Annotated in this window: 26 protein-coding genes; 19 read left to right on the plus strand and 7 right to left on the minus strand. The window is 43.0% G+C overall.

Going from position 1 to position 24,665, the window contains the following annotated elements; genetic code table 11:
• Positions 1–12 precede the first annotated feature (12 nt).
• The 3 genes from AC1DRQ_RS05785 to AC1DRQ_RS05795 all read left to right on the plus strand — a co-directional run bounded on the left by AC1DRQ_RS05785 (position 13) and on the right by AC1DRQ_RS05795 (position 2,718).
• The gene (locus AC1DRQ_RS05785; RefSeq protein ID WP_477422811.1) at positions 13–372 is read left to right on the plus strand and encodes a hypothetical protein; all 360 of its coding nucleotides are present in this window, start codon (positions 13–15) and stop codon (positions 370–372) included.
• Positions 369–974 (plus strand): HAD family hydrolase, encoded by a 606-nt coding sequence (locus AC1DRQ_RS05790; protein WP_477422812.1) that lies wholly within the window; start codon positions 369–371, stop codon positions 972–974. The genes AC1DRQ_RS05785 and AC1DRQ_RS05790 overlap by 4 nt, the downstream gene beginning before the upstream one ends.
• 115 nt (positions 975–1,089) lie before the next feature.
• Positions 1,090–2,718, plus strand: coding sequence for an aminopeptidase P N-terminal domain-containing protein (locus tag AC1DRQ_RS05795; RefSeq protein WP_477422814.1), 1,629 nt, complete (start codon positions 1,090–1,092; stop codon positions 2,716–2,718).
• A 183-nt stretch (positions 2,719–2,901) separates the two neighbouring features.
• On the opposite strand, the gene AC1DRQ_RS05800 is transcribed toward AC1DRQ_RS05795, so the two are convergent.
• Complete coding sequence (locus AC1DRQ_RS05800; protein WP_477422815.1) at positions 2,902–4,806, minus strand: beta-N-acetylhexosaminidase; 1,905 nt, start codon at positions 4,804–4,806, stop codon at positions 2,902–2,904.
• Between the two features lie 184 nt (positions 4,807–4,990).
• Between AC1DRQ_RS05800 and AC1DRQ_RS05805 the strand changes: the two genes are divergently transcribed.
• A complete protein-coding gene (locus tag AC1DRQ_RS05805) occupies positions 4,991–6,382 on the plus strand; it encodes a Gfo/Idh/MocA family protein (protein ID WP_477422816.1) in 1,392 nt (463 codons plus the stop codon).
• 581 nt (positions 6,383–6,963) lie between these two features.
• On the opposite strand, the gene AC1DRQ_RS05810 is transcribed toward AC1DRQ_RS05805, so the two are convergent.
• From AC1DRQ_RS05810 to pdeM, 4 genes are all read right to left on the minus strand, one after another.
• Positions 6,964–7,755: a succinate dehydrogenase/fumarate reductase iron-sulfur subunit gene (locus AC1DRQ_RS05810; RefSeq protein WP_477422817.1), complete on the minus strand. Its 792-nt coding sequence runs from the start codon at positions 7,753–7,755 to the stop codon at positions 6,964–6,966.
• 136 nt (positions 7,756–7,891) lie between these two features.
• Positions 7,892–9,826 carry a fumarate reductase/succinate dehydrogenase flavoprotein subunit gene (locus tag AC1DRQ_RS05815; RefSeq protein ID WP_429399109.1) on the minus strand — a complete coding sequence of 645 codons (1,935 nt, stop codon included), beginning with the start codon at positions 9,824–9,826 and terminating at the stop codon, positions 7,892–7,894.
• A 93-nt stretch (positions 9,827–9,919) separates the two neighbouring features.
• On the minus strand, positions 9,920–10,699 hold the full coding sequence (locus AC1DRQ_RS05820; protein ID WP_477422820.1) for a succinate dehydrogenase cytochrome b subunit: 780 nt from the start codon (positions 10,697–10,699) through the stop codon (positions 9,920–9,922).
• Positions 10,700–10,861: 162 nt separating this feature from the next.
• Positions 10,862–11,527: a ligase-associated DNA damage response endonuclease PdeM gene (pdeM, locus tag AC1DRQ_RS05825; RefSeq protein ID WP_477422821.1), complete on the minus strand. Its 666-nt coding sequence runs from the start codon at positions 11,525–11,527 to the stop codon at positions 10,862–10,864.
• A gap of 128 nt (positions 11,528–11,655) precedes the next feature.
• Between pdeM and AC1DRQ_RS05830 the strand changes: the two genes are divergently transcribed.
• The 12 genes from AC1DRQ_RS05830 (at position 11,656) to AC1DRQ_RS05885 (ending at position 19,678) form a co-directional block, all read left to right on the plus strand.
• Positions 11,656–12,048 carry a hypothetical protein gene (locus tag AC1DRQ_RS05830; protein WP_477422822.1) on the plus strand — a complete coding sequence of 131 codons (393 nt, stop codon included), beginning with the start codon at positions 11,656–11,658 and terminating at the stop codon, positions 12,046–12,048.
• 77 nt (positions 12,049–12,125) lie between these two features.
• On the plus strand, positions 12,126–12,545 hold the full coding sequence (locus AC1DRQ_RS05835; protein WP_429399105.1) for a cobalamin B12-binding domain-containing protein: 420 nt from the start codon (positions 12,126–12,128) through the stop codon (positions 12,543–12,545).
• Positions 12,546–12,556: 11 nt separating this feature from the next.
• Positions 12,557–13,339, plus strand: coding sequence for an enoyl-CoA hydratase/isomerase family protein (locus AC1DRQ_RS05840; RefSeq protein WP_477422823.1), 783 nt, complete (start codon positions 12,557–12,559; stop codon positions 13,337–13,339).
• Positions 13,340–13,686: 347 nt separating this feature from the next.
• Positions 13,687–14,286, plus strand: coding sequence for a hypothetical protein (locus tag AC1DRQ_RS05845; protein WP_477422825.1), 600 nt, complete (start codon positions 13,687–13,689; stop codon positions 14,284–14,286).
• A 168-nt stretch (positions 14,287–14,454) separates the two neighbouring features.
• Positions 14,455–15,879: a sigma-54-dependent transcriptional regulator gene (locus AC1DRQ_RS05850; RefSeq protein ID WP_429399102.1), complete on the plus strand. Its 1,425-nt coding sequence runs from the start codon at positions 14,455–14,457 to the stop codon at positions 15,877–15,879.
• Between the two features lies 1 nt (position 15,880).
• On the plus strand, positions 15,881–16,084 hold the full coding sequence (locus tag AC1DRQ_RS05855; RefSeq protein ID WP_477422827.1) for a hypothetical protein: 204 nt from the start codon (positions 15,881–15,883) through the stop codon (positions 16,082–16,084).
• 169 nt (positions 16,085–16,253) lie between these two features.
• The gene (locus tag AC1DRQ_RS05860; protein ID WP_477422829.1) at positions 16,254–17,294 is read left to right on the plus strand and encodes an AI-2E family transporter; all 1,041 of its coding nucleotides are present in this window, start codon (positions 16,254–16,256) and stop codon (positions 17,292–17,294) included.
• Positions 17,295–17,451: 157 nt separating this feature from the next.
• Entirely contained in the window at positions 17,452–17,718 is a 267-nt protein-coding gene (locus AC1DRQ_RS05865; RefSeq protein WP_310094725.1) for a YtxH domain-containing protein, read from the plus strand.
• Positions 17,719–17,780: 62 nt separating this feature from the next.
• Positions 17,781–18,131 (plus strand): phage holin family protein, encoded by a 351-nt coding sequence (locus AC1DRQ_RS05870; RefSeq protein ID WP_429399099.1) that lies wholly within the window; start codon positions 17,781–17,783, stop codon positions 18,129–18,131.
• Between the two features lie 5 nt (positions 18,132–18,136).
• Positions 18,137–18,574 carry a hypothetical protein gene (locus tag AC1DRQ_RS05875; protein ID WP_477422831.1) on the plus strand — a complete coding sequence of 146 codons (438 nt, stop codon included), beginning with the start codon at positions 18,137–18,139 and terminating at the stop codon, positions 18,572–18,574.
• A gap of 62 nt (positions 18,575–18,636) precedes the next feature.
• The gene (gene trmB / locus AC1DRQ_RS05880; protein ID WP_477422833.1) at positions 18,637–19,287 is read left to right on the plus strand and encodes a tRNA (guanosine(46)-N7)-methyltransferase TrmB; all 651 of its coding nucleotides are present in this window, start codon (positions 18,637–18,639) and stop codon (positions 19,285–19,287) included.
• Between the two features lie 58 nt (positions 19,288–19,345).
• Positions 19,346–19,678: an MGMT family protein gene (locus AC1DRQ_RS05885; RefSeq protein WP_477422835.1), complete on the plus strand. Its 333-nt coding sequence runs from the start codon at positions 19,346–19,348 to the stop codon at positions 19,676–19,678.
• Here the strand turns inward: AC1DRQ_RS05885 and AC1DRQ_RS05890 are convergent.
• Positions 19,673–20,032, minus strand: a complete 360-nt coding sequence (locus AC1DRQ_RS05890; RefSeq protein ID WP_477422837.1) for a VOC family protein — start codon at positions 20,030–20,032, stop codon at positions 19,673–19,675. The two genes, AC1DRQ_RS05885 and AC1DRQ_RS05890, sit on opposite strands and share 6 nt — an antisense overlap.
• 18 nt (positions 20,033–20,050) lie before the next feature.
• A complete protein-coding gene (locus AC1DRQ_RS05895; protein ID WP_477422839.1) occupies positions 20,051–20,428 on the minus strand; it encodes a VOC family protein in 378 nt (125 codons plus the stop codon).
• 130 nt (positions 20,429–20,558) lie between these two features.
• Between AC1DRQ_RS05895 and AC1DRQ_RS05900 the strand changes: the two genes are divergently transcribed.
• From AC1DRQ_RS05900 to polA, 3 genes are all read left to right on the plus strand, one after another.
• Positions 20,559–20,903, plus strand: coding sequence for a carboxymuconolactone decarboxylase family protein (locus AC1DRQ_RS05900; protein WP_477422841.1), 345 nt, complete (start codon positions 20,559–20,561; stop codon positions 20,901–20,903).
• A 173-nt stretch (positions 20,904–21,076) separates the two neighbouring features.
• Entirely contained in the window at positions 21,077–21,637 is a 561-nt protein-coding gene (locus tag AC1DRQ_RS05905; RefSeq protein WP_477422843.1) for a DNA-3-methyladenine glycosylase I, read from the plus strand.
• Positions 21,638–21,846: 209 nt separating this feature from the next.
• On the plus strand, positions 21,847–24,654 hold the full coding sequence (gene polA, locus AC1DRQ_RS05910) for a DNA polymerase I (protein ID WP_477422845.1): 2,808 nt from the start codon (positions 21,847–21,849) through the stop codon (positions 24,652–24,654).
• Positions 24,655–24,665: the final 11 nt, after the last annotated feature.

Here is a 24,665-nt window from a genome sequence, read left to right on the forward strand (position 1 = left end):
ACCTGTCATACCATGTTTAACAAAAATATAATCATCCTGTTCAGCCTGCTTATTGTTGTTTCCACCTCATGTAGCCGCGAAATGAAATTTGACCGGGATAAATGGGATTACGGCGACGGCTTAATCTTTCCTAACCGGGATAAGATGCTGAACGACCTGCTTCAGAACCAGAAATTGAAGGGCCTGAAATATCAGCAGGTAATTAGCCTGCTCCACAGGCCTCAGAGGGCCGATTCAACCATGATGTATTATGAAATTGTGAGCCAGCTTGACCTTGGCAGCAAAAAGCCTAATAAAAACCTTATTCTTTACCTGAACAAAGATTCGGTGGTAACCGATATCAAAGTTGTAGAAAGCAGTAATAAGAAATGATCAACACAATAATTTTTGACCTGGGTGCAGTTTTGATCGATTGGAACCCGCATTACATGTACCGAACTATATTTGATGACGAGCAGGAAATGAAAAACTTCCTGGCCAGTGTTTGCACTTCAGACTGGAACGAGGAACAGGATGCCGGTCGCTCATTGCAGGAAGGCACAGAAATACTGGTAACACAATTCCCGGAACATGAAACCAATATTCGTGCATTTTATGGCCGCTGGGAAGAAATGCTGGGCGAACCTTTTCACGGCACTGTTGATATCCTGCGTCGTTTAAAAGCCGGCAACCAATATAAAATATATGCCCTTACCAATTGGTCGGCCGAAACTTTTCCGGTGGCTTTGCAGCGGTATGATTTTCTGAGCTGGTTTGATGGTATTGTAGTTTCAGGAGCCGAAAAGATGCGTAAGCCCGCTCCTGAGTTTTACCAGATCCTGCTTGATCGTTACCAGGTAAACCCACAGGAAGCCCTGTTTATTGATGATAACTACCGCAACGTGCTGGCGGCCGAAAAGGCCGGCATTAAAACCATCCATTTTTCATCGTCAGAACAGTTGGAAAAGGAATTGGCAGAACTTCATGTTTTGTAAAACAAGTCTAAAAAGTGTATAATTCATAATGCATGGTGCTATGTCCCATACTTTTTGCTGTACACCATATTTTGTATATTGACCAGGATTTAACTGACTTTACCTATTAACCATTATGAGATCTTATCACAAAATACTTTTCGTTGCAGGCGCTATGTGCCTGGGCGTATTTCAGGGATTTTCACAATCAGTAAACAGTACCGAAAATTTGCCAAAAGATTATTTGAGCAAAGAGTTTCACGCCGGCCGGCGGCAGGCGCTGCGCAACCTGATGCCGGCTAACTCGGTTACGGTGATCTTTTCGTACCCCGACCAGGTTTTTTCAAATGATGTAAATTACGTTTATCACCCCAACCCCGATCTTTATTATTTTTCGGGCTATAAAGAACCCAATGCGGTGCTGCTTATTTTTAAAGATGTGCAGGCCGATGGCGATAGTAGTTACAACGAACTGTTTTTTGTACGCCACCGGGACCCACAACGCGAGCAGTGGACCGGCAGAAGGCTTGGGATTGATGGTGTTAAAGCCCAGTTAGGTTTTAAGCGCGTTTATAACAGCGAAGCTTTCGTGAATTTTCCGATTGATTTTAAAAAGTTCAGCGCTGTATTTTATGACGAAATGCCCGAGGATGTTACCGGTGATGGCTCGGCAGGTGAATTAAAGAACCTGGTAAATGCCTTTAAAAGTAAAGCCAATATCCCTAATATAGATAGGCAGTTAATGGGCGATCTGAGCCTGATCAATAAACGTGCTATGCCCGGTAACCTGGCACGCATCATCAATTATTTAAAACCAAAACTTGATAAAGAAGCCTATAAAAACAGCGCCATTATACAGGAGTTGGTAAATAAGCCTGATTCTGCAACCCTGGTTGATGTAAAGGCAAAGATCAATGCAAGTTTTTCGGGCATATCAAATTATAATAACTATACCAATACTTTACGGGGCATAAAAACACCGGAAGAACTGGTGCTGCTAAAAAAATCTGTAGAGATATCAAGCATCGCTCATGCCGAAATAATGCGGTCTATTAAACCCCAGATGTCTGAAAGGGAACTGGAGGGCATTTTCATGTATGTGCATAAAAAATATGGTGCCGAGGATGAAGGATATCCACCAATAGTTGGCGCGGGTGCCAATGGATGTATTTTACATTATGAAGAAAACAGCGCGACCAAACTGGATAACCAACTTACCCTGATGGATGTTGGCGCCGAATATCATGGCTACTCGGCGGATGTAACCCGTACGGTGCCCGCCAACGGAAAGTTTACTGACGATCAGCGTGCTATTTACCAGCTGGTATATGATGCACAGGAAGAGGTTTTTAAATTATGTAAAGAAGGAACTCTTTATGCCGAACTGGAAAAGAAATCAGAACAGGTGCTGGCCGCCGGCCTGATCAAATTAGGTATTATAAAGGATGCATCAGAAGTTAGAAAATATTACCCGCATGGATGCTCACACCATTTAGGGCTTGATGTACATGATAAGGGCGGTTACGATGGTAAGCTGAGCGCCAATATGGTAATTACCGTTGAGCCTGGTATTTATATTCCGGCCGGCAGCCCCTGCGACAAAAAATGGTGGAATATTGGTGTCCGTATTGAAGATGATGTACAGATAGGTAAAAACGGCGGCACAATTTTATCAATAGATGCACCACGCAAATGGCAGGATGTAGAGAAAATGGCAGCTGATAAAAGTATTTTTGATAATGCCCGTTTTCCGGAGTTGAAGTAAAAACAAAAACAATTTGTCATCCTGAACTTGTTTCATGATCTCTCTGGACAAGCCAGCTGCAATGTTGTACAACGCTGCATATGGGGTGCCGAAACAAGTTCGGCATGACAAAAGGGTAACAACAAAGCCTTCCTGATATATCATCAGGAAGGCTTTGTTACAAATAATCCGGAATTTAAACCCCTATTTAATCCGGCCGTTCAATTCCGAAAGCGGCATGGTAACCATGCGGCCAATTGGCTTTTTGCCCCTGTAAGTTATTACCCTAAGTGTGGTAGCATCTTTTGGCGCATCAATTGGTTCGGTATATTTTGGATAAAACCTGTCAGGGAACGAATTGTCAAAGCTGTAATAAACGTCCAGCCCCTCTACCTCATTGGTCAGGGTGATCTTCAGGGTTTTATCCGCGTTGCGGATAGCATCGAAAGATGGGTCATAAACGCTTGGTGCATATTTTGTCTCGGCCACATCAAAACGGTTAAACTGTTTTTCTACCTTACCAAAAAAGTAGTTCCAGTTCTTCTTCTCCTTCGGCGACCATACCGACTCGGCAATGGCCATACCCCTTGGCCAGGTCATATATTCAGCCTGGCGAATGTTGTAAACCTGCTCCGTCCATAAATTAGCCTGGCCGCCTTTAATCAGTTTGGCGTCAACACTGTCGGGTACCGGCTCAAACTCGTAGGTTTTATTTAAACGTAATGTAGCATAAATGTGGGTTTCATTCACGCGGTCGCTTTGCATATAATCAAGGTAAGCAAAAGTTGTAGGGCTCATTATCACCTCGTGGCCCATTTTGGCAGCTTGAATGCCACCTTTAATGCCTCTCCAGCTCATAACCGCGGCATTAGGACCTAAACCACCTTCAAGAATTTCGTCCCAGCCCATGAATTTTTTGCCTTTTGATTCCACTATCTTTTCCAGGCGTTTCTCAAAATAACTTTGTACTTCCTGTTGATCTTTCAGGTTTTCCTTGGTCATGAGGGCTTTAATTGCATCACTTTGTTCCCAAAAGTTTTTGGCACACTCATCGCCGCCCATGTGGATGTATGGGAAAGGGAATAACTGGGCCACTTCGGTTACTACCTTATCTAAAAACGCATATACATTCTCGTTGGCCGGGCATAAGGTATTATCAACAATGGCCTTATTATGCGGGCCGCTCCAGTCCATAAATGGCTCACCAGAGTTAACTACATATTTATCGGCCCCCGGAGTACAGGAAAGTTCCGGATAGGCTACAACCGCGGCAAGGCTATGTCCCGGTACATCAATCTCGGGCAATATATCTACAAATCTGTCTTTGGCATATTGAACCAATTCTTTAATGTCATCCTGGGTATAAAAACCGCCGTAGTTACGCGGTTCATCAGCAGCAGGCGGGGTAAATGTACCAAACTGGCCTATCTTTTTAACATTAAGGGCTCCTACGGTGGTTAGCCTCGGCAGGCTTTTGATCTCCACACGCCAGCCTTCATCGTCGGTTAAATGCAAGTGCAGCAGGTTAAGTTTATACTTCACCATAGCATCTATATATTGTTTTACTTCGGCCTTGGTAAAAAAGTGGCGGGCTACATCAAACATTAACCCTCTCCAAGCAAATCTGGGATAATCAGTAATTTCCACACAAGGCACTGCCCATTTTACATTTTTAACCGGTTCTATGCTTTCAATCTCTGTAGGCAGTAACTGCATCAGGGTTTGCACCCCATAAAACAAGCCGGCCGCTTCATTAGCTCTTATCACTACTTTTTTTGCTTTTACCGATAATTTGTACCCCTCCTTACCGATCAGGGTGTCCACCGTTTTATTCAGGATCAAACGGATAGATGCGGTTGGAGCAACACTTTTTATGGTAACCAATGAACCAGGCGCTGTAGACAGTTTCTTTTTAAGATAAGCCGTTACCGGGGTAAGTTCAGGCAGTGCACAGGCCTCCACAATAACATTTTTAGGTAGCACAAACTGGCCCGCAAACCGGGCAGCTTTTACCGGTTCAGGAATAATGGATAAGCCGCTTTGGGCAACCTGGCCAAATGATAAAAAGTGCACAAGGCAGCAACATAGCAATAAGGATAATTTTTTCATAAAGAGGGTTATAGTTTATTGGAAACGTTATGCAAATTAAACTTTTTAAATAATATTAAAAAGTTGCAGACTAAATTTTGTTCTTTTATATTGCATATAAATACATCCCGTATTTGCGCCCCTGCAAAATATACCTGATCGTATTAACCAATTATTCATTTACCAAACCTTGATGCATAAACCTATGGCAACAGACAGAAGAAAATTTTTAAAGCAATTTGGCACCTCAGTTATTCTTACTTCGGCATCGCTTACCAGCCTGGCCGCAAAGGAAGAACATGAAAAACGGATACTACAGGCCGAAAAACGGATCAGCTCTAATGATAAGATCAGAATAGCCACCATAGGCATGGGCATTATGGGTTTTAATGATACACGGGCGGCCCTAAGCGTTCCGGGTGTTGAACTGGTGGCTTGTGCCGATCTGTATAAAGGCAGGCTTGACCGGGTTAAAGAACTTTATGGTAACAATATTTTTACCACTGCTGATTATAGGGAGATATTAAACCGCAAGGATATTGATGCCGTAATAGTAGCCACCAGCGATAACTGGCATACGCCTATATCTATTGAGGCCATGCGCAAGGGCAAAGCGGTTTACAGCGAAAAGCCCATGGTGCATCACATCAGTGAAGGACTTAAAGAAATAAAGGCGCAGCAGGAAACCCAGGCTGTTTTTCAGGTAGGCAGTCAGCGGGTAAGCAGCATTGCCTTTAAAAAAGCGCAGGAACTGTACCAGGCCGGCGCTATAGGAAAGATCAACTCGATCGAGGCATCGTTCAGCAGGCAAAGCGCATTAGGGGCGTGGCAGTATACTATACCGCTTGACGCCTCTGCACAAACGGTAGACTGGGATCAGTTTCAGGCCAATAGTAAAGAGAAGCATGCTTATGACAGCAACCGTTTTTTCAGATGGCGCAATTATCGCGAATATGGTACAGGTGTAGCCGGCGATCTTTTTGTACACCTGCTTACAGGCATCCACTTTATAACCGGCTCCAAAGGACCCAACAAAATATTTTCGATTGGCGACCTTGACTACTGGAAGGATGGGCGCAATGTGCCTGATGTAATGAGCGCGGTAATCTCCTACCCTGAATCACCTGAGCATCCGGCTTTCCAAACCACCTTGCGGGTTAATTTTGTAAGCGGCGAGGGTGAGCGCTCCACAACCAAAATAGTAGGCTCTGAAGGTGTTATTGATATGAGCGATGGCGGAGGCTTTACCATACGTAAACGTAAAATGCCGGTAGCCCCGGGTTATGGTGGATGGGATTCATTCGAAACTTATCCCGAAGCCATGCAGAAAGCCATTGTGGAGGATTATAATAAAAAATATTCTGCAGCCGACCGGCAGGCGCCCAAAATGGATGATGTTATTTATCGCGAACCTGAAGGCTACAATGATTCCAACGAACATTTTGCCAATTTTTTTGATTCCATGAAAACTGGAAAACCCGTGGTTGAGGATGCTGTATTCGGTTTCCGTGCCGCCGCACCTTGCCTGGCCTGTAACGATAGTTACTTTGAAAACAAGGTTATTAAATGGGATCCGGTAAATATGAAGTTGGGGTAAAAGGATAAAGGTCAAAGGCGAAAGGTAGTTTGTCACTAACAACTATTTTATCAAAGCATGTTGTTGGTGACAACACTATAGGTGTTGGGAAGAAATAAAAAGAAAGCTTGGGCCTAGTGCGATTCCTTCCTTGGGGAAGGGGGAGGTAGGGGTTTATTGAACATTACAGGTTTAATCGCACGTATAAACCCCTCCCTGCCATTTCACAATCCACGGCACCCCTCCCAAGGGAGGGAATATATACTGCAATTACAATCTTCCGAACACCTATRGTGACAACACCAACAACGGCGGAAATAATCAATTGGCTTTAAACTCGGCTGATTGGGCGATATAATCGCCCATCCATATTAAACACTCGTCATAGACGAGCGCAAGTTGGTCACAAATTGGTAAATGTGGGGACAGTGCGATTCCCTCCCCTGGGAGGGGCAGGGAGGGGTTTAACCAGCGATGAAACCCCTCCCTGCCATCACACCAGCCGCAGCACCCCTCCCGAGGGAGGGAATAAAAGAACGCTCAACAAAAAAGGCTTTGGAAAATCTCCAAAGCCTTTTTATTATATAGACGATCAATCTTGATTAAGCACCATGTTGTTCTTCGTGAATTTCTTCTTCGCGGAATAATTTAGCGCTGAAGTAATCATTATTCATACGGGCAATGTTGGTCAGCTTAATTTCTTTAGGGCATTCTGCTTCGCAGGCGCCGGTATTGGTACAGTTACCAAATCCTTCTTCGTCCATTTGAGCTACCATAGATTGTGCACGACGATAACGCTCAGGCTGACCTTGTGGTAACAGGCCTAATTGAGTAACCTTAGCCGAAACAAATAGCATAGCCGATGCATTTTTACATGCTGCAACACAAGCGCCGCAACCAATGCAAGTAGCAGAGTTAAACGCCTCATCGGCTATTACTTTAGGGATAGGGATAGCATTACCATCAGGTACACCACCGGTATTTACCGATACGTAACCACCAGCCTGCTGTATCCTGTCGAACGCAGAACGATCAACTGCCAGGTCCTTTATTACCGGGAATGCTGATGCACGCCAAGGCTCGATGGTAATGGTTTCGCCATCGTGAAAGGTACGCATGTGTAACTGACAAGTAGTAACCGCGCGTTTTGGCCCATGGGGGTGCCCGTTAATATATAAAGAACACATACCGCAAATACCTTCGCGGCAATCGTGGTCAAAGTGTATAGGCTCATCACCCTTAAGGGTAAGGCCTTCGTTAACAACGTCAAGCATTTCCAGGAATGACATATCGGGCGAAATGCTTTCGGCCTTGTAAGTCACAAATTTGCCCGCTGTTTGAGCGTTTTTCTGGCGCCATACTTTAAGCGTCAGGTTCATATTTCCGTTACTCATCTTTTTTGAGATTTAGTATCAAGTATATAGTATATATGGTATCAGGTAGTTAGTATCAAGTATCAAGACTTTTCTGGCAAGTATCTTAAAACAAATGCAGCTGTCTTGATACCTGATACTATGTACTTGATACTACTTAAGCATAATTACGTTGTGATAAATGTACCGATTCAAATACCAATTGCTCTTTGTGCAATACTTCGGGTTGGTTTTCACCTTTAAACTCCCATGCTGCAACAAATGCAAAATTCTCGTCATCGCGTTTTGCCTCACCGCCTTCTGTTTGTGATTCTACCCTGAAGTGGCCACCACATGATTCACGGCGCATTAAAGCGTCATCAACCATCAGTTCGCCCAATTCAATAAAATCGGCAACACGGCCGGCTCTTTCAAGCGAGGCATTCACCTCTTCATTTTCACCAACTACTTTGGCGTTCTTCCAGAAGTCTGCTTTAAGGGCTTGTATCAGTCCTTTGGCTTTTGTCAAGCCCTCTTCGGTACGGGCCATGCCGCAATATTCCCACATGATGTGGCCAAGGTCGCGGTGGTAAGCTTCGGCCGTTTTGGTGCCGTTTAATGCCAGTAATTTATTTACGTGGTCAATTACTTCCTTCCTGGTTTGTTCAAAAGCAGGGTGGCTGGTATCAACCTTTTTAGGGCCGATGGTAGCCAGGTAATCGCCAAGGGTATAAGGGATCACAAAGTAACCATCAGATAAGCCCTGCATTAAGGCAGAAGCACCTAAACGGTTAGCACCGTGGTCACTGAAATTACACTCGCCCAAAGCATAAAGGCCTGGTACGTTGGTGCTCAGGTTATAATCAACCCAAAGGCCGCCCATGGTATAGTGTACGGCAGGGTAAATACGCATAGGTTGTTTGTATGGGTTTTCGTCGGTGATCTGGATGTACATATCAAACAGGTTACCATACTTGGCTTTAACGGTTTCTTCGCCAAGGCGCTTAATGGCGTCGGCAAAGTCAAGAAATACAGCAAAACCCGATGCGCCTACACCACGGCCATCCTCAACCATTTCCTTAGCGTTACGTGAAGCCACATCGCGCGGAACAAGGTTACCAAAGGCAGGATATTTACGTTCCAGGAAGTAATCCCGGTCGTCTTCTTTAACCTGATCAGCCTTCAGTGTGCCTTTGCGTAATTGCTCGGCAATTGCAGCTGTTTTAGGTGCCCAAACACGTCCGTCGTTACGTAACGACTCAGACATCAGCGTAAGCTTGCTCTGGTGATCGCCGCTTACCGGGATACAGGTTGGGTGAATTTGGGTATAGCAAGGGTTGCCAAAGAATGCACCACGTTTATGGGCTCTCCAGGCAGCAGTAACGTTTGACCCAATGGCATTGGTTGACAGGTAGAAAACGTTGCTGTAACCACCGGTACATAATAACACCGCGTGGCCCGCATGTGTTTCGATGGCACCGGTGATCATATTACGGGTAACAATACCCTTGGCATGACCATCAATGGTAACCACATCAAGCATTTCGGTACGGGTGTACATCTTTACTTTGCCGGCATGTATCTGGCGGTTTAACGCAGAGTAAGCACCTAAAAGTAATTGTTGTCCGGTTTGACCGCGGGCGTAAAACGTACGGGATACCTGCGAACCACCAAATGAGCGGTTATCTAACAAGCCGCCATACTCGCGTGCAAAGGGAACACCTTGTGCTACACACTGGTCAATTATATTTACCGATACCTCGGCAAGGCGGTACACATTGCCTTCGCGGGCACGGTAGTCACCACCTTTAATAGTATCATAAAACAAACGGTAAACGCTATCGCCATCGTTCTGATAATTTTTTGCCGCGTTGATACCTCCCTGCGCGGCAATAGAGTGCGCACGGCGGGGACTATCCTGGAAACAAAAAGATTTTACGTTGTAACCCAACTCGGCCAGTGAAGCCGCGGCCGAAGCTCCTGCCAAGCCCGTACCTACAATAATGATATCGTATTTACGCTTGTTGGCCGGGTTAACCAGCTTCAGGTTAAATTTATGCTTGCTCCATTTTTCGGCTAATGGGCCTTGAGGAATTTTAGCATCTAAACTCATTTCTTATCTAATTTTATATTTAGTGAGTAGTTTAGCCCCCTAACCCCCTAAAGGGGGAACTCTGAAAGCTCCCCCTTTAGGGGGCTGGGGGGCTTATTTGTGTGCAAAAAAGTAGTATACCGGCATAAGGGCAAAAAGAAACGGAATAATTACCGCGAAAAACCAGGTGCCAATAGCATATACTACAGGCGTATACTTACGGTGTACCCAGCCCAGTGTGCGGAAAGCACTCTGAAAGCCATGCAGCAGGTGGAACGATAACGCGCCCATTGCTATTACATATAAAATTACATACCAGATATTACCAAAGGTGTGTGACACACGTGCGTGCAGGTCTTTCACCCTTACTATTTCCACATTGTTTTCGGTAGAAACGGAGTGGTTGAAATCGGCAGATACAGGAGTGTAGGCCGACTCCGTAGTTTGACCCGTAGCCAGGTCTGTACGGTACTCCTTAAAGCCAACCTCATTGGTGTATTTGTATTTAAACCAGAAGTCGCCCATGTGGATAACTATAAACAGGAACAGGATAGAGCCTAACAAGCCCATGTTTTTTGATGACCAGCTGGCATCTGACTTGGGTTGCACTGCGTAACCTACCGGGCGCGCTTTGCGGTTTTTAACGGTTAAGATAAGTCCGTATAACGCATGTACCGCGATACACAGGTACAAAATCCACGCAACAACCTCAATAGGCGGAAAATGTGTTAAAAAATTGGCATATACATTAAAGCCAAAACCATTGTCGTTGCTAAACAGCAACAGGTTACCTCCTACGTGTACGATAATAAAAGTACACAAAAACAAGCCTGTTAAAGCCATGATCAGCTTTTTTCCCAGCGATGAGTTAAAGGTTTGTTTAAATTCGCTCATTATGAAATAGATTTATTTTAGGCAAAAGTATTTATTAAATGCCAAAAGATAGAAATGCAATTGGCTTATTGACCGTGAAAAGGCTATTTAGAATCAATCTAAGAAATTGCATTCAAATTACACAGTATTTACAGTGTAATACCTTATATATTAAAGGTGTAATTAATCAATAGCGATCACTTTATCCTTTAAAACAGCGAATATTTTGTCGGTTAACCGGCTGCGGATAGCAACCTTGCCGGTGAATTTACCAAAAGACGGCAGTACGGCCTGCTTGCTGCTAAAAGCAAAACAAGGCAGTGTAATTGACTGCCTGCCCCGGCCGCTTAAACTAACCCCCGGATGGATGTGCCCGCAAAAAACGTAACCAGCGGCATGTTGTAACTGTATATCGGGTAGTGGATGGTGCAGCATGAGGAAAGGGCCAATTAACAATTCATCATACAGTTCGATATTTAGTTTTTGATAATGGCTGTCGGCAATAATATCATGGTTGCCCCTGATCAGGATGATCTGCAGGCTGGGGAACTGACTGCGCCAAAGGATGAACCAATCCCAATCATTATTCATATCGCTATGGAACAGGTCGCCAAGGAACAATAGTTTTTCGGGGCGGTATTCACTGATCAGGTCCGACAGGGTTGCCAGGTCACTTTGTTCCATATCCCGGGGTACTGCGATGCCTGCTTTGCGAAAGTGCCCTACTTTGCCAAAATGAACATCGGCAATAATTAATGCCTTTTGCTGTTCCCAGAAAATTGCTTTTTGAGGGAGTAATAAAAGGTTTTGCCCGAGTAAAGTGAATGGAGTTGCCGCACTGATCATCATAAGCGGTAAAGTTAAAAATTTATTTTTTGGAGATGTATGTCCCTGCCTTAACGGGATGTTTACACCAGTGTTTTAACAGACTGTAGCATTGGCTTTAAATTCTTCGTAATATTATAAACACCAAACTCATGAAATCACAAAGCCTTATTATTATGCTATTTGCCGTGGCGACTTTAGCGGCCTGCAATAAAGATAATGCCACCCCTGTAAAATTAGAAGGTACCTATACAGGTACATTTACCTCTTCAAGTGTTAATGCAGCCAACGGCACCGTTAAAGTTGTAATTTCAGGTAAAACATATCAGGCTACATTAAATACCTTTATGACAATTGGGAGCCACGGCAGCTATACCGTAAATAACAACCAGCTAACTTTTCAGGATAGTTTAGTTCATACAGCTAATTTTGACTGGGGACTTTTATTGAATGGGACCTATACACAAATTACCAAAGGCGATAGTTTGATCCTGGAAAAAAAAGGCGAGAGCTATAGTTATATGTACCGGCTGAAAAAGCAATAGACCGTTTCAGGTATATTTCCGGGATATTGAACATCATAAATTTCTTCTTACTTTTACGGCAACCAATATGGTTTTACATGAGTAATACCTTTAACAGACCCATCCGTGTATTAGTTGCCAAAGTAGGGCTTGACGGGCACGACCGCGGCGCACGCATTATTGCTACCTCCCTGCGCGATGCCGGGATGGAAGTGATTTATACAGGCCTGCGCCAAACGCCCGAAATGGTAGTGAACACCGCCTTACAGGAAGACGTGGATGCCATAGGCATATCCATATTATCGGGAGCCCACATGACCGTTTTCCCCAAGATCATTAAACTAATTAAAGAAAAGCAAATGGATGATGTACTGCTTACCGGTGGCGGCATTATCCCTAATGATGATATGCTGTCGCTAAAACAATTAGGTGTTGGCGAGCTTTTTCCGCCCGGAACCAATACGCAGGATATTGTTGCTTATATTACAGGCTGGGTGCACGAACACCGTAACTTTTAATAGCTAACCCCATGGAATTTCAAAATTTACTGATAGAAAACAAAGAGCGCATACAGTATATTATTATAAACCGCGAAAGCAAACTTAACGCGCTGAACAAAGACACGCTTGCCGAACTGCATACCGCTTTTTTTGAAGCTTTTAATAATCCTGATGTTGGTGGTATCATTATTACAGGTGCAGGTACCAAAGCCTTTGTTGCCGGTGCCGATATTAGTGAATTTGCCAGTCTTGATGTTGCTGCCGGCACTGCCCTGGCACGTGAAGGACAAACAAAAGTGTTTGACCTGATTGCTAATGGTAATAAGCCTGTAATTGCTGCCATAAATGGCTTTGCCCTTGGCGGCGGTCTTGAATTGGCTATGGCCTGCCATATACGCATAGCATCAGAAACGGCTAAGATGGGCCTGCCCGAAGTAACGCTGGGTTTAATACCCGGCTATGGCGGTACACAACGTTTGGCCCAACTGATAGGTAAAGGTAAAGCTTTACAAATGATACTTACCGCCGATATGATAACTGCTGTTGAGGCTCAGCAATTTGGGCTGGTTACGCATGTAGCTTGTCCGGAGGATTTGTTGACAGAGGCCGAAGTGTTGTTGCAAAAGATATTATTAAGGGCACCATTAGCATTGGCTGCTGCTATACGTGCTGTAAATGCAGGTTTTACGGATGGTGTAAATGGTTATGAAGCCGAGATAACGGAGTTTGGAAAATGCTTTGGAACGCAGGATTTTCAGGAAGGTGTTGCGGCATTTTTAGCCAAGCGAAAAGCGGATTTTAAAGGCGAATGATCTGCTAAAGCAATAATTATCGGGCATATTCAAGCTTCTTTGTGCTTCTATTTCTATATTTTTCCATTAAATAAGCTTAAAACGGAGTAAAATTGCGCTGATAACGTGCAGAAACCAGCCCGTTATCAACGCAGATCCAATGTTAAGCCAATGTTAATTTGACAATTCTAAGGGATATATTCGCCTATTTTACAATGGGCTGACCAAAATACCAATCGGGTCAAAAAATAAATTATTGTTAATCAAGCGATTAAATATTCGTGACTTTTGGATGAAAAATCATATCTGATTCTGTGCTTTACTTTGCATTGTGTTTATAAAACATATATCAAAAACACACAATTGTTATGAAAAATACATTTAAAATTTCAGCCCTTGTTTTAGCATTTGCAGGATTTGCATTAGGCGCTAAAGCACAAACAACTACCCCTACAACTACATCAACTACAACTAAAGACGGTATCCGTTACAGCATTGGTGTTGATGCGGGTATCCCAACAGGTAACTTTAAAGATAGCTACAAATGGAACTTAGGTGGTTCGGTACAAGCAGATATCCCGGTTCTTTCAAACAAATTATTTGTTACTGTTAACGCAGGTTACAATAATATTTTTGGTAAGAATGATATCACTACACCAAACGGAGTAATAAACCCGACTGACATTCATTTAATACCAGTTAAAGCAGGTTTAAAATTCTTCCCTATCGAGAACTTTTATGTACAAGGCGAAGCTGGCGCAGCTTTCTTGTTAAACAAATCTGATGTTGGTGCTGATAAATCAACTGCATTTGTTTACGCTCCTCAAATAGGTGTTCAGTTCCCGGTAAGTGCAAACGGAAACTTTATTGATGCAGGTGTTCGTTACGAAGCAACTACCAAATACACTAGTGGTGTTGATAACAGCAAAGTAAATTTTGTGGGTATCCGTGTAGCGTACGGGTTTTAATATGGCCCTACTTATACCTATAAACAAAATGGGCGGTCAATTGACCGCCCATTTTGTTTATGCTTTTTTTGAGTTTAAAGGCTGTATTTAAAAAAAGCTCCATAAATTAGCAACATTGTTAGTAACTTAACACGTTTAAATACATTTACCGTTACCAGTATTGCTCTTATGAAGAAAATCCTCATCATTGATGATGAAGTTAATGTGGCTTTATTGCTATCAAAGTTTTTAACCCGCAATGGCTTTGATGTAAGTACAGCCTCAAGTGGAACAAGTGGCATGGAGGCCCTAAAAAACGATGAATTTAACCTCGTTCTGTGCGATTTCAGGTTGGAAGATACCGACGGTCGCGAAATGCTCAGAAACATAAAAAATCAATACCCTAAAACCGGGGTGATCATCATTACGGGTTACTCTGATATTAAAATGGCAGTTGAGCTTATTAAAATGGGCGCATACGACTATATTACCAAGCCATTGTATCCCGATGAAATATTAAATACTATTAATAAAGCCGTTGAAACTCACTATGCCCTGGTTGAAGAAGCGGTGAGCGATAATACGGTTAATGATAAATCAAAAGGCCGGGATAATAAAAAACAGACTTTCGCCAATGAATTTGTTGCCGGCACCAGCAGGGCTTCAAAAGAGTTGTTGCGGCAGATAGAGTTGGTGGCTCCTACCAATTACAGCGTAATTATACTGGGCGAAAGTGGTACCGGCAAAGAGTCGGTGGCTCAAAGTATACACCTTAACAGCCTGCGCCACAACCAACCTTTTGTTGCTATGGATTGTGGCTCATTAACCAAAGAACTGGCAGCCAGCGAGTTTTTTGGCCACGAAAAAGGGTCATTCACCGGGGCGCTTTACACTAAGATCGGGCATTTTGAAATGGCAAACGGAGGCACCCTGTTTTTGGATGAAGTGGGTAATCTTTCCTATGAGATCCAGGCGGCCTTACTGCGTACCGTTCAGGAACGCAAAGTTAAAAGGATAGGCAGCACCAAAGAAATTGACCTTGATGTACGCATTATTATAGCTACTAACGAAAACCTGCAGGAAGGAATTCAAAAGGGGAGGTTCAGGGAAGACCTGTACCATCGCTTTAATGAGTTTACCATATATATGCCGCCATTGCGTGAGCGCGGCAATGATATTATGTTACTGGCCGAGCATTTTTTAAAGATCGCTAATAATGAACTGGGGCGCAGTGTAACCGCGTTTTCGGCCGAGGTTGTTGATTGCTTTATGAACTACAGATGGCCGGGTAATATCCGTGAACTAAAAAATGTGATCAGGCGGGCAGCTTTATTAGCCGAAGAAAGTGAGATCACCATGAAGGCGCTGCCTCTTGAAATATCTAATTTTAAAACACATTCGTTTGAGCACTCCCATGCCCATACCAACACCTATGAGGTGCCGGAGATAAAAGAAATACGCCACGATCTTAAAAACGCGGCACTCGAAGCCGAATATGAAACTATTATTAAAGTTTTAAGAGAGGTTAATTTTAATAAGACAAAAGCCGCTGAGATATTAAATATCGACCGTAAAACACTGTATAATAAAATGAAGGCCATAAACCTTAAATAAAATGGAAGAGGAGCAGCAAGGGCGAAGCGAGGAAAGCCTGCGTAAACTAAAGCACGATATTAAAAATCAGCTTTCTAATATTTATTTGGCGCTTGAACAGCTGAAGTACGAAATGCCCGATGCCTCTGCCGATTGCCTGTTTTATCTGGATACAATTTCAAGAAGTTCAACCCAGATAAATATACTTCTTGATGATACGAAATAGCCTTTTTTATCGCATATAATACTTTAAAAACGCTAAACCTTTTTGGCGTTTTTTTGTTTAACATAACAATGAGAATCAAGAGATGAGAGTCAGGAATCAAGACGATAATTTTGATCATTAGTCTTAACCCTTGACTCTTTTTTTATGGATTTCTAAAAGCCAAGCCTTAATGTCAATTTTTAACTATAAGCAGCGTAATAACATCATCCTGGTAAGCATTGTTGTGCTTGGTTGTTTTTTGCTGTACGCACTGAGTGGTTTATTTAGCTCCATATTAGGTGCCATTGTGTTGTTCACCATTTTCAGACCCTTGTATATTAACCTGGTCGAAAAAAAAGGCTGGAACAAAGTGTTGGTCGCTCTGCTTATCATTTTTTCTTCTCTTATCGTTATTGTGATCCCGTTTTTGTCATTGAGTATTATGGTGGTAGGTAAAATATCCAGTATCAACCTAAAATCGCTGCCAATTGAACAATGGACTACAAAAATTGATGCCTTTGCCGCCGCTAACCTTAATCAACCTCATTTTGCCGAAAATACACTGCAAAAATTAGGAACGTTTGTTACTGAACTTTTTCCTTCCATATTAAGCAGCGCGGCAAGCATTATCATAACCTTGCTGGTACTTTATTTTTTGTTGTACTTTATGCTTACGCAGATTGGGGAGTTTGAGGCCGGTTTATTAAAATATGCCCCCTTCCGCGAGCAACATGCATTAAAATTTGCAGCAGCCCTGCGCGATTCTACCTATTCAAACGTTTTAGGACAAGGAATAATAGCTATTACGCAAGGTGTACTATTAGCCAATGGTTTTTGGATATTTGGCATCGGCGATCCGGTGTTTTGGGGGGTTATTGCTGTATTTATTTCATTTTTGCCGGTGGTAGGTGCACCAACGCTATGCATACCGGCAAGTATCATATTATTTGCACAAGGGCATACTTTAAATGGAATTTTACTGTTAGCTTACGGGTTGTTATTTATAGGCAACGTTGATAACGTTTTACGAATGATCATCAACAAGCGTATAGCCAATACCCATCCCATTATATCGGTTATAGGGGTGTTTATAGGTTTGCCGCTTTTTGGAATTTTGGGCCTGGTTTTTGGGCCGGTATTATTATCGTATTTTTTACTGTTGATAGAGATATATGAAACAAACAGGATGGCCGCCGACCGTTTGGAACGCATACGCACTCCTGAAAACTGACCGGGCATATTGAATACTTTTGTGAACACAGTTGCAGAATCCAATAGGTCCAAAAAAACAATTTATACAGAAATTACCGACAAATTAGCTGATTTATGATATTTGGCAAGGTATTTAATCATATTAAAACAAATGTTCAACTTAAAATTATATTACAATGAATGATAACACAAAAGTAGTTGTTGCATTGCTTGCAGGCTTGGCGGCAGGGGCAGCGTTAGGAATTTTATTTGCACCGGATAAAGGTAACGAAACACGCGACAAACTTACCGAATCATTAAAAAACCTTGGTGATTCTATTAAAGAAACCGCAGCAGCCGAGATCGATAACCTGGTGGGTTTAAAGGATAAGGTGGTTGAAAATATAAAATCAAAGATCAGGGGCGCCGAAGAAGAGTATCAGGACGATCTGGAACACGCATAATTTACCTCCATCCCGGATTGTTCATGGAAATGAATTATCCGGGATATATAAATTAAATATATATGGAAGCCAAAAAAGAAACACCACCACCATTACCGCCAATTGTTGATCAGCTGAAAGAATATGCTGAAACGCGTTTTAAGCTTTTAAAATATGAGGCTATTGAAGGTGGAACTTCAATTTTAGCAAGTGTGATCACAGATGCCATTACCGCCATAAGCATGGTATTGGCCTTTATATTTGCCAGCTTTACTTTAGCTTATTATTTATCTGATGTATTGCAATCATTTTGGGAAGGTTTTGGGTGTGTTGCCCTTATTTATTTAATTATTGCAGTTGTTATAAAACTCAATAAGGAGCGTATTGAAAAGCCGCTTGCTAATCTCTTTGTCCAAAAATTATTTAAAAAGTAAAAGCAATGGACTTCCAAATAAAAAATATTGACGATCTGCGGGAAGAAATTGCCAGGATGCGTGTTATTGAAAACCAGCAAGGCACTGCATTAGCTGCGCGCTTTAGTAGCCCATCTGCTATATTTTCAAGTATAATGTCCCTGATAAATTCAGGCAGCAGCCATGATGGGGCTAAACAGCCAGGTATTTTTAGCCAGGATTTTTTAGGCCTGTTATCAAGAATTGTATTACCCGTTACGTTAAATAAAACTCTGTTCAAACACTCTAACTTTTTAGTTAAAGCATTGGTGGGCCTGGTATCGCAAAAGGCATCGCACTATATTAGCGAAGATGCGGTGAGCGGAATTTGGGGTAAAGTAAAATCGCTTTTTAGTAAGGCAACCAAAAAGCCCGGAGAACCCTTTAAGCCGATGCCGTCTGTGCCGCCGCCGGTAGTTCTTTAATCCACTTAAACAAAGGTTTCACAATTTAAAGAAAAGGCTATTTTTGCACTTTATTTAAAAAAGTGGGAAAAGATAAATTAAAGCGCTTTGCTGAGATTGATACCTTTAGCAATGTATTACAGTTAGATGCCGGCAAGCCTTTTAGAGGCGAATGGAGCAAAAGTTTTTTTAAAAACAACAATCCGGTAGTTTTGGAGCTGGCCTGCGGTAAAGGCGAATACACCGTAAACCTGGCCAACCTGTTTCCCGATAAAAATTTTATTGGTATTGATTATAAAGGCAACCGCATTTGGCGTGGCGCTAAAACCGCTATTGAAGAAAACGTGCCTAACGTAGCCTTTTTGCGCATACAGATAGAAAACCTGCTTGATTATTTTGCCGATGGCGAGATTGACGAGATCTGGATAACTTTCCCTGATCCGCAGCCGCAGTTGAGCCGCGAAAAAAAACGCCTCACCTCGCCCCGGTTTTTGGATAAGTACACCGAAATTTTAAAACCCGGCGGCTATATCAATTTAAAAACGGATAATGATGGCCTGCACGCTTACACTGCCGAAAAGATAGAAGAGTTAAAACTCAGGCTATACGTTAAAACCGAGGACCTTTACCACTCGCCCCATGCCGATGAAGTGTTATCGATAAAAACATATTACGAGAAAAAATATTTAAAAGATAATAAGAACATTAACTACCTTAAGTTTTCTTTTGCTTAAAGCCACTTAGCTTATGGTGGAGCTTTAAGCTTTATGTATTCAGCTTTAAGCTTTAATAATGGACGATATTAATTTTTTTGATAAAGTGTACCAGGTAGCCCGGCTTATCCCTCCGGGCAGGATAACCTCGTATGGGGCAATTGCCGCCTATTTAGGTACTAAAGGCTCATCGCGGATGGTGGGTTATGCCATGCAGGCGGCCGGCAAAGTAGTGCCCAAAGTACCTGCGCACCGGGTTGTAAACCGGCATGGCTTGCTTACCGCAAAATTCCATTTCGGCGGCGACCTGATGCAGGAGTTGCTGGAAAGCGAGGGTGTAAAAGTAAAAGACGATCAGGTACAGGATTTTAAAACCCTGTTTTGGGATCCATCAATCGAGCTGGCTTTATAGCATTTGCAACAACTCCATCCGGTTGCCAAACGGGTCAATAAAAGCAAAACGCGTACGACCGGCAATTACGGGTTCTTCCACAATTTCAACATCATTATTTTTAAGGTGCTTGCGGGCGGCTGCAATATCGCTAACTTCCATAGCTGTATGCCTTATGGAACGCGGCATACTATCTTCAACCCCTATATGTAACTCAATATCGGCTACCTTAAACCAATAACCGGTTGATGAAAATACATCAGGCCTTTCCATTAGCTGCAGGCCAATGACGTTGGTATAAAATAATCTTGCCTCTTCCAGTCTATCATGCGGAACGCAGATGTGTATATGGTCGGCCCGTTTAAAGTTGATCATGAGTTACATTAAAAAAGACTATTCGTCCTCCGCAAAGGTCAATACATAATTATTAATATCCTTTATAGAAAACTCGGTAGCGCCATAAAAAGTTTTCTGCAGGCCATGCAGTATGGTAACCTTATCCTTTATCTCCTCAAAAAAAGCCCTGATGTTTTTTAGTTTAATGTACAGTAGTAATGAACCACCGTCCTGCCGGCTAATATCCGGCAGGTCGTTACCCAGGCTGGTATAGGTCTGAAACATGATGATAACGCCGCCATTCACCATCATAGCCCAAACCAGGTCGGTGCCGGTTTCGGGTACGGTAACTATCAATTTAAAACCTAATTGCTGATAAAAGGATATAGTTGCATTAATATCATTAACAAAAATATTGGGTGATAGACTATCCATAACTTTTTTGATTATCCTGTAAAAATTGGTTTAAAACTCTTGGGATAAAAATAAATATTTATACCTTTAAATGCTAATTAAATTAGTAATAAATAATTCACTGATCCGGTAACTCAATAATTAATAACCCGTGGGAAAACTAATAGAAGAATTTGACGCCTATCGTACCAAAATGAACGACAGGATAATGGAAACGGCTAATACCAATATAAAACGCTTTTTCGCGCTGGATACCACCTCCTACGCCGAAGGCGCATTAGATGTTAAAACAAAAGAGATGCTGGGCCTGGTAGCCAGCATGGTTTTGCGCTGCGACGATTGTATTAAATATCACCTGGGCAAATGCCACGAGGCTGGTGTAAAGCACGACGAAATGAACGAGGTATTTATGATAGCCAATCTGGTAGGCGGTTCCATCGTGATCCCTCATTACCGCCGGGCCGTGGAGTATTGGGATGAGTTGAATGAAGCTTAGCAAGTTATGGGTTGCGGAATTGCCGGTAGAAATTAGTTTTGACACAATCTATATAACCATCACGTCATTGCGAGGTACGAAGCAATCTCTATGCTATACAGAGCGGACTTGCTTATCGGGGATTGCTTCGTGCCTCGCAATGACGCATTTTATAATTTTTTAACAAATAAATTATGTCAACCAAAGAAACAACCCGCTGCTCCTGGGCCGGTACCGATCCGTTGTACATGGAATACCATGATAAGGAATGGGGAAAAACCACCCATGACGATAAGATATTGTTTGAGTTCCTGGTACTCGAATCGGCACAGGCTGGTTTAAGCTGGATCACTATTTTGCGCCGCCGCGAAGGATACCGGAAAGCCTTTGCCAATTTTGATGTTAAAAAGGTAGCTGCTTTTACTGATGAAGATGTAGAGCGGCTGATGCAGGATACCGGCATTATTCGTAACCGCTTAAAAATTTTAGCAGCTATCAACAATGCTAAATTGTTTATTGAAGTACAAAAGGAGTTTGGCTCGTTTGATAAGTACCTGTACAGTTTTATGCCCGATGGCAAGCCGCTCACCAATCATCCCGAAAAAAGCATACCGGCCAGTACGCCAATATCTGATGCTATAAGCAAGGACATGAAAAAGCGTGGTTTTAAATTTTTTGGTACTACTATTTGCTATGCCCACATGCAAGCTACCGGTATGGTGAACGACCACCTGGCGAACTGCGATTTTAGGTAGCCATTACACCGATTATTTGATGATTTGACTGATTTTTGAAGATGATGTCTGGATTTGATTTTTAGGAAGTGGATAAGCATTATTCATCAACATAAATTGTATTTTTGAAAAGATACAAATCAATTTAATCTTTAATTTATATCAACTGATAATCAGTGTTGTCGCCATTTATCGGTGCAATCATAACAATATCAGTGTAATCATAAATAATGAAAAAACTATTTCTTTTGGATGGCATGGCCCTTATTTACCGGGCGCATTTTGCTTTAAGTAAAAGTCCGCGGTTTACGTCGAACGGATTAAATACATCGGCGGTAATGGGTTTTACCAATACCCTGCTTGATGTTTTGAAGAAAGAAAAGCCAACACACATGGCCGTGGTGTTTGACACCGAAGCACCAACCGAGCGCCATACCGAATATGAGGCCTACAAAGCCCACCGTGAAGCCATGCCCGAGGACCTTGCCAAAGCCCTGCCTTATGTAATTAAGGTGATACTGGGTTTCAATATCCCCGTTATTACTTCTGACGGTTATGAGGCTGATGATATTATAGGTACCCTGGCCAAAAAGGCCGAACAAAAGGGCTACCAGGTATACTGTATGACTCCTGATAAGGATTTTGCACAACTGGTATCTGATAACATCCGCATTTACAAACCAGCCCGCATGGGTAACGAAATGGAGATCCTGGGTGTTAAGGAAGTGCTGGAGAAATGGGAAATAGAGCGCGTAGAGCAAGTTATTGATATTTTAGGTTTATGGGGCGATGCTGTTGATAACATCCCCGGCATTCCCGGCATTGGCGAAAAAACAGCTAAGGCGCTCATTAAACAGTATGGATCTATGGAAGAGATCATCAGCCATAGCCATGAGTTAAAAGGCAAGCAACGCGAAAATATAGAGCAATTTGCAGAACAGGGTTTGCTATCAAAAAAACTGGCTACCATATTATTAAATGTTCCGGTTGAGTTGGACGAGGAAGGCCTGGAGATGTGCGCGCCAAGCAAAGATCTGCTGGAACCGCTTTTTGCCGAGCTGGAGTTCCGTACCCTGGGCAGGCGTGTTTTTGGCGACGATTTCAGCATTACCGAAATGAAAGCGGTTTCGGTACAAACCGACCTGTTTGGCGATCCTGTTGCCACCGCCCGCACCACCATGACGGTTGATGTGGAAGACATTTATGAAGATGCTACCAGCGCCGCTAAAAATATTAATAATGTACCGCACGAATATCACTTGGCCGATACGCTTGAAAAACGCGTAGAGCTGATAGCCTTGCTATTGCAGCAGCAAACTATTTGCTTTGATACCGAAACCACAGGTACCGATGCCAACTTTTGCGAGCTGGTGGGCCTGTCATTCGCGGTGAAGCCGGGCGAGGCTTGGTATGTGCCTGTTCCGGCTAATCAGGATGATGCAAAAAGTATAGTAACCGAATTTAAGCCGGTACTTGAACATGAACAAATAGGCAAAATAGGACAAAACATTAAGTTTGATATCCTGATACTGAAATGGTATGGCGTTCAGGTAAAGGGCAGCCTGTTTGATACCATGATGGCGCACTATGTGATTGACCCGGATACCCGCCACGGTATGGACGTATTGTCTGAAAACTACCTGGGCTACAAACCGGTTTCTATCACTTCGCTTATTGGTCCCAAAGGTAAAAATCAGGGCAATATGCGCGATGTGGAAATTGAAAAGATAAAAGAATACGCCGCCGAGGATGCCGACATCACCCTACAGCTTAAAACCATTTTTGAACCTAAACTAAAGCAGGTCGAGAGCGAAAAGCTGATCAACGAAATTGAGCACCCCCTGATATATGTACTGGCCGATATGGAGTACGAGGGTGTAAAAATAGATCATGATACACTGCGCGAGTTCTCCAAACAACTGGAAACCGATATAGCCGGGTTCGAAAAAACTGTATATGAAAAAGCGGGTGTACGGTTCAACATCGCATCGCCAAAACAACTGGGCGAAGTATTGTTTGAAAAACTAATGCTTGACCCTAAGGCCAAAAAAACCAAAACCGGCCAGTATCAAACTGGTGAGGATGTGTTACTTTCCCTTGCTGCCAAAAGCGATATAGTAAGGGATATACTGGATTTTCGCCAGCTGCAAAAATTAAAATCAACTTATGTTGATGCGCTTCCAACAATGGTGAACTCCAAGACCGGTCGCGTGCATACCTCTTACAACCAGGCAGTTGCAGCAACCGGGCGTTTAAGCAGTGTTAACCCCAACCTGCAAAATATACCTATCCGTACCGAACGCGGCCGCGAGGTACGCAAGGCTTTTATCCCGCGCGATAGTGGTCACAGCATTGTATCGGCAGATTATTCGCAAATAGAACTGCGCATTATTGCCGAGATCAGCAAGGACCCTAACATGATGCAGGCTTTTGTTGATAACCTGGATATTCACACAGCGACAGCCGCCAATGTTTATGGTATCGCGCTTGATGAAGTAACCAGCGACCAGCGTCGCAATGCCAAAGCGGTTAACTTCGGTATCATCTATGGGCAGTCGGCTTTTGGGTTATCACAAAACCTGGGCATACCGCGTAAGGAAGCCGCTGATATTATTGAACAATACTTTGCACAGTTCCCCGGTATAAAACAATACATGAGCGATACCATGAACTTTGCCCGTGAAAATGGCTATGTATGTACCCTGATGGGCAGGCGTAGGTACCTGCGCGATATTAATTCGGCCAACGCGACCGTGCGTGGTTTTGCAGAGCGAAACGCTATTAACGCCCCGATACAAGGCTCGGCGGCCGATATGATCAAGATTGCCATGATCAATATTCACCGCGAGTTTAAAGCGCAAAAACTGGATGCCCGCATGACCATGCAGGTACATGATGAGTTGGTGTTTGATGTGCCAAACGATGAAATTGAAATTGTGAAACCCATTATTATGCACAACATGAAAACCGCCATTAAAACTACGGTTCCTATTATGGTAGAGATTGGTACTGGATTGAACTGGCTGGAAGCGCATTGATAAACTGATGC

Source organism: Mucilaginibacter sp. P4_E8, assembly GCF_056401495.1.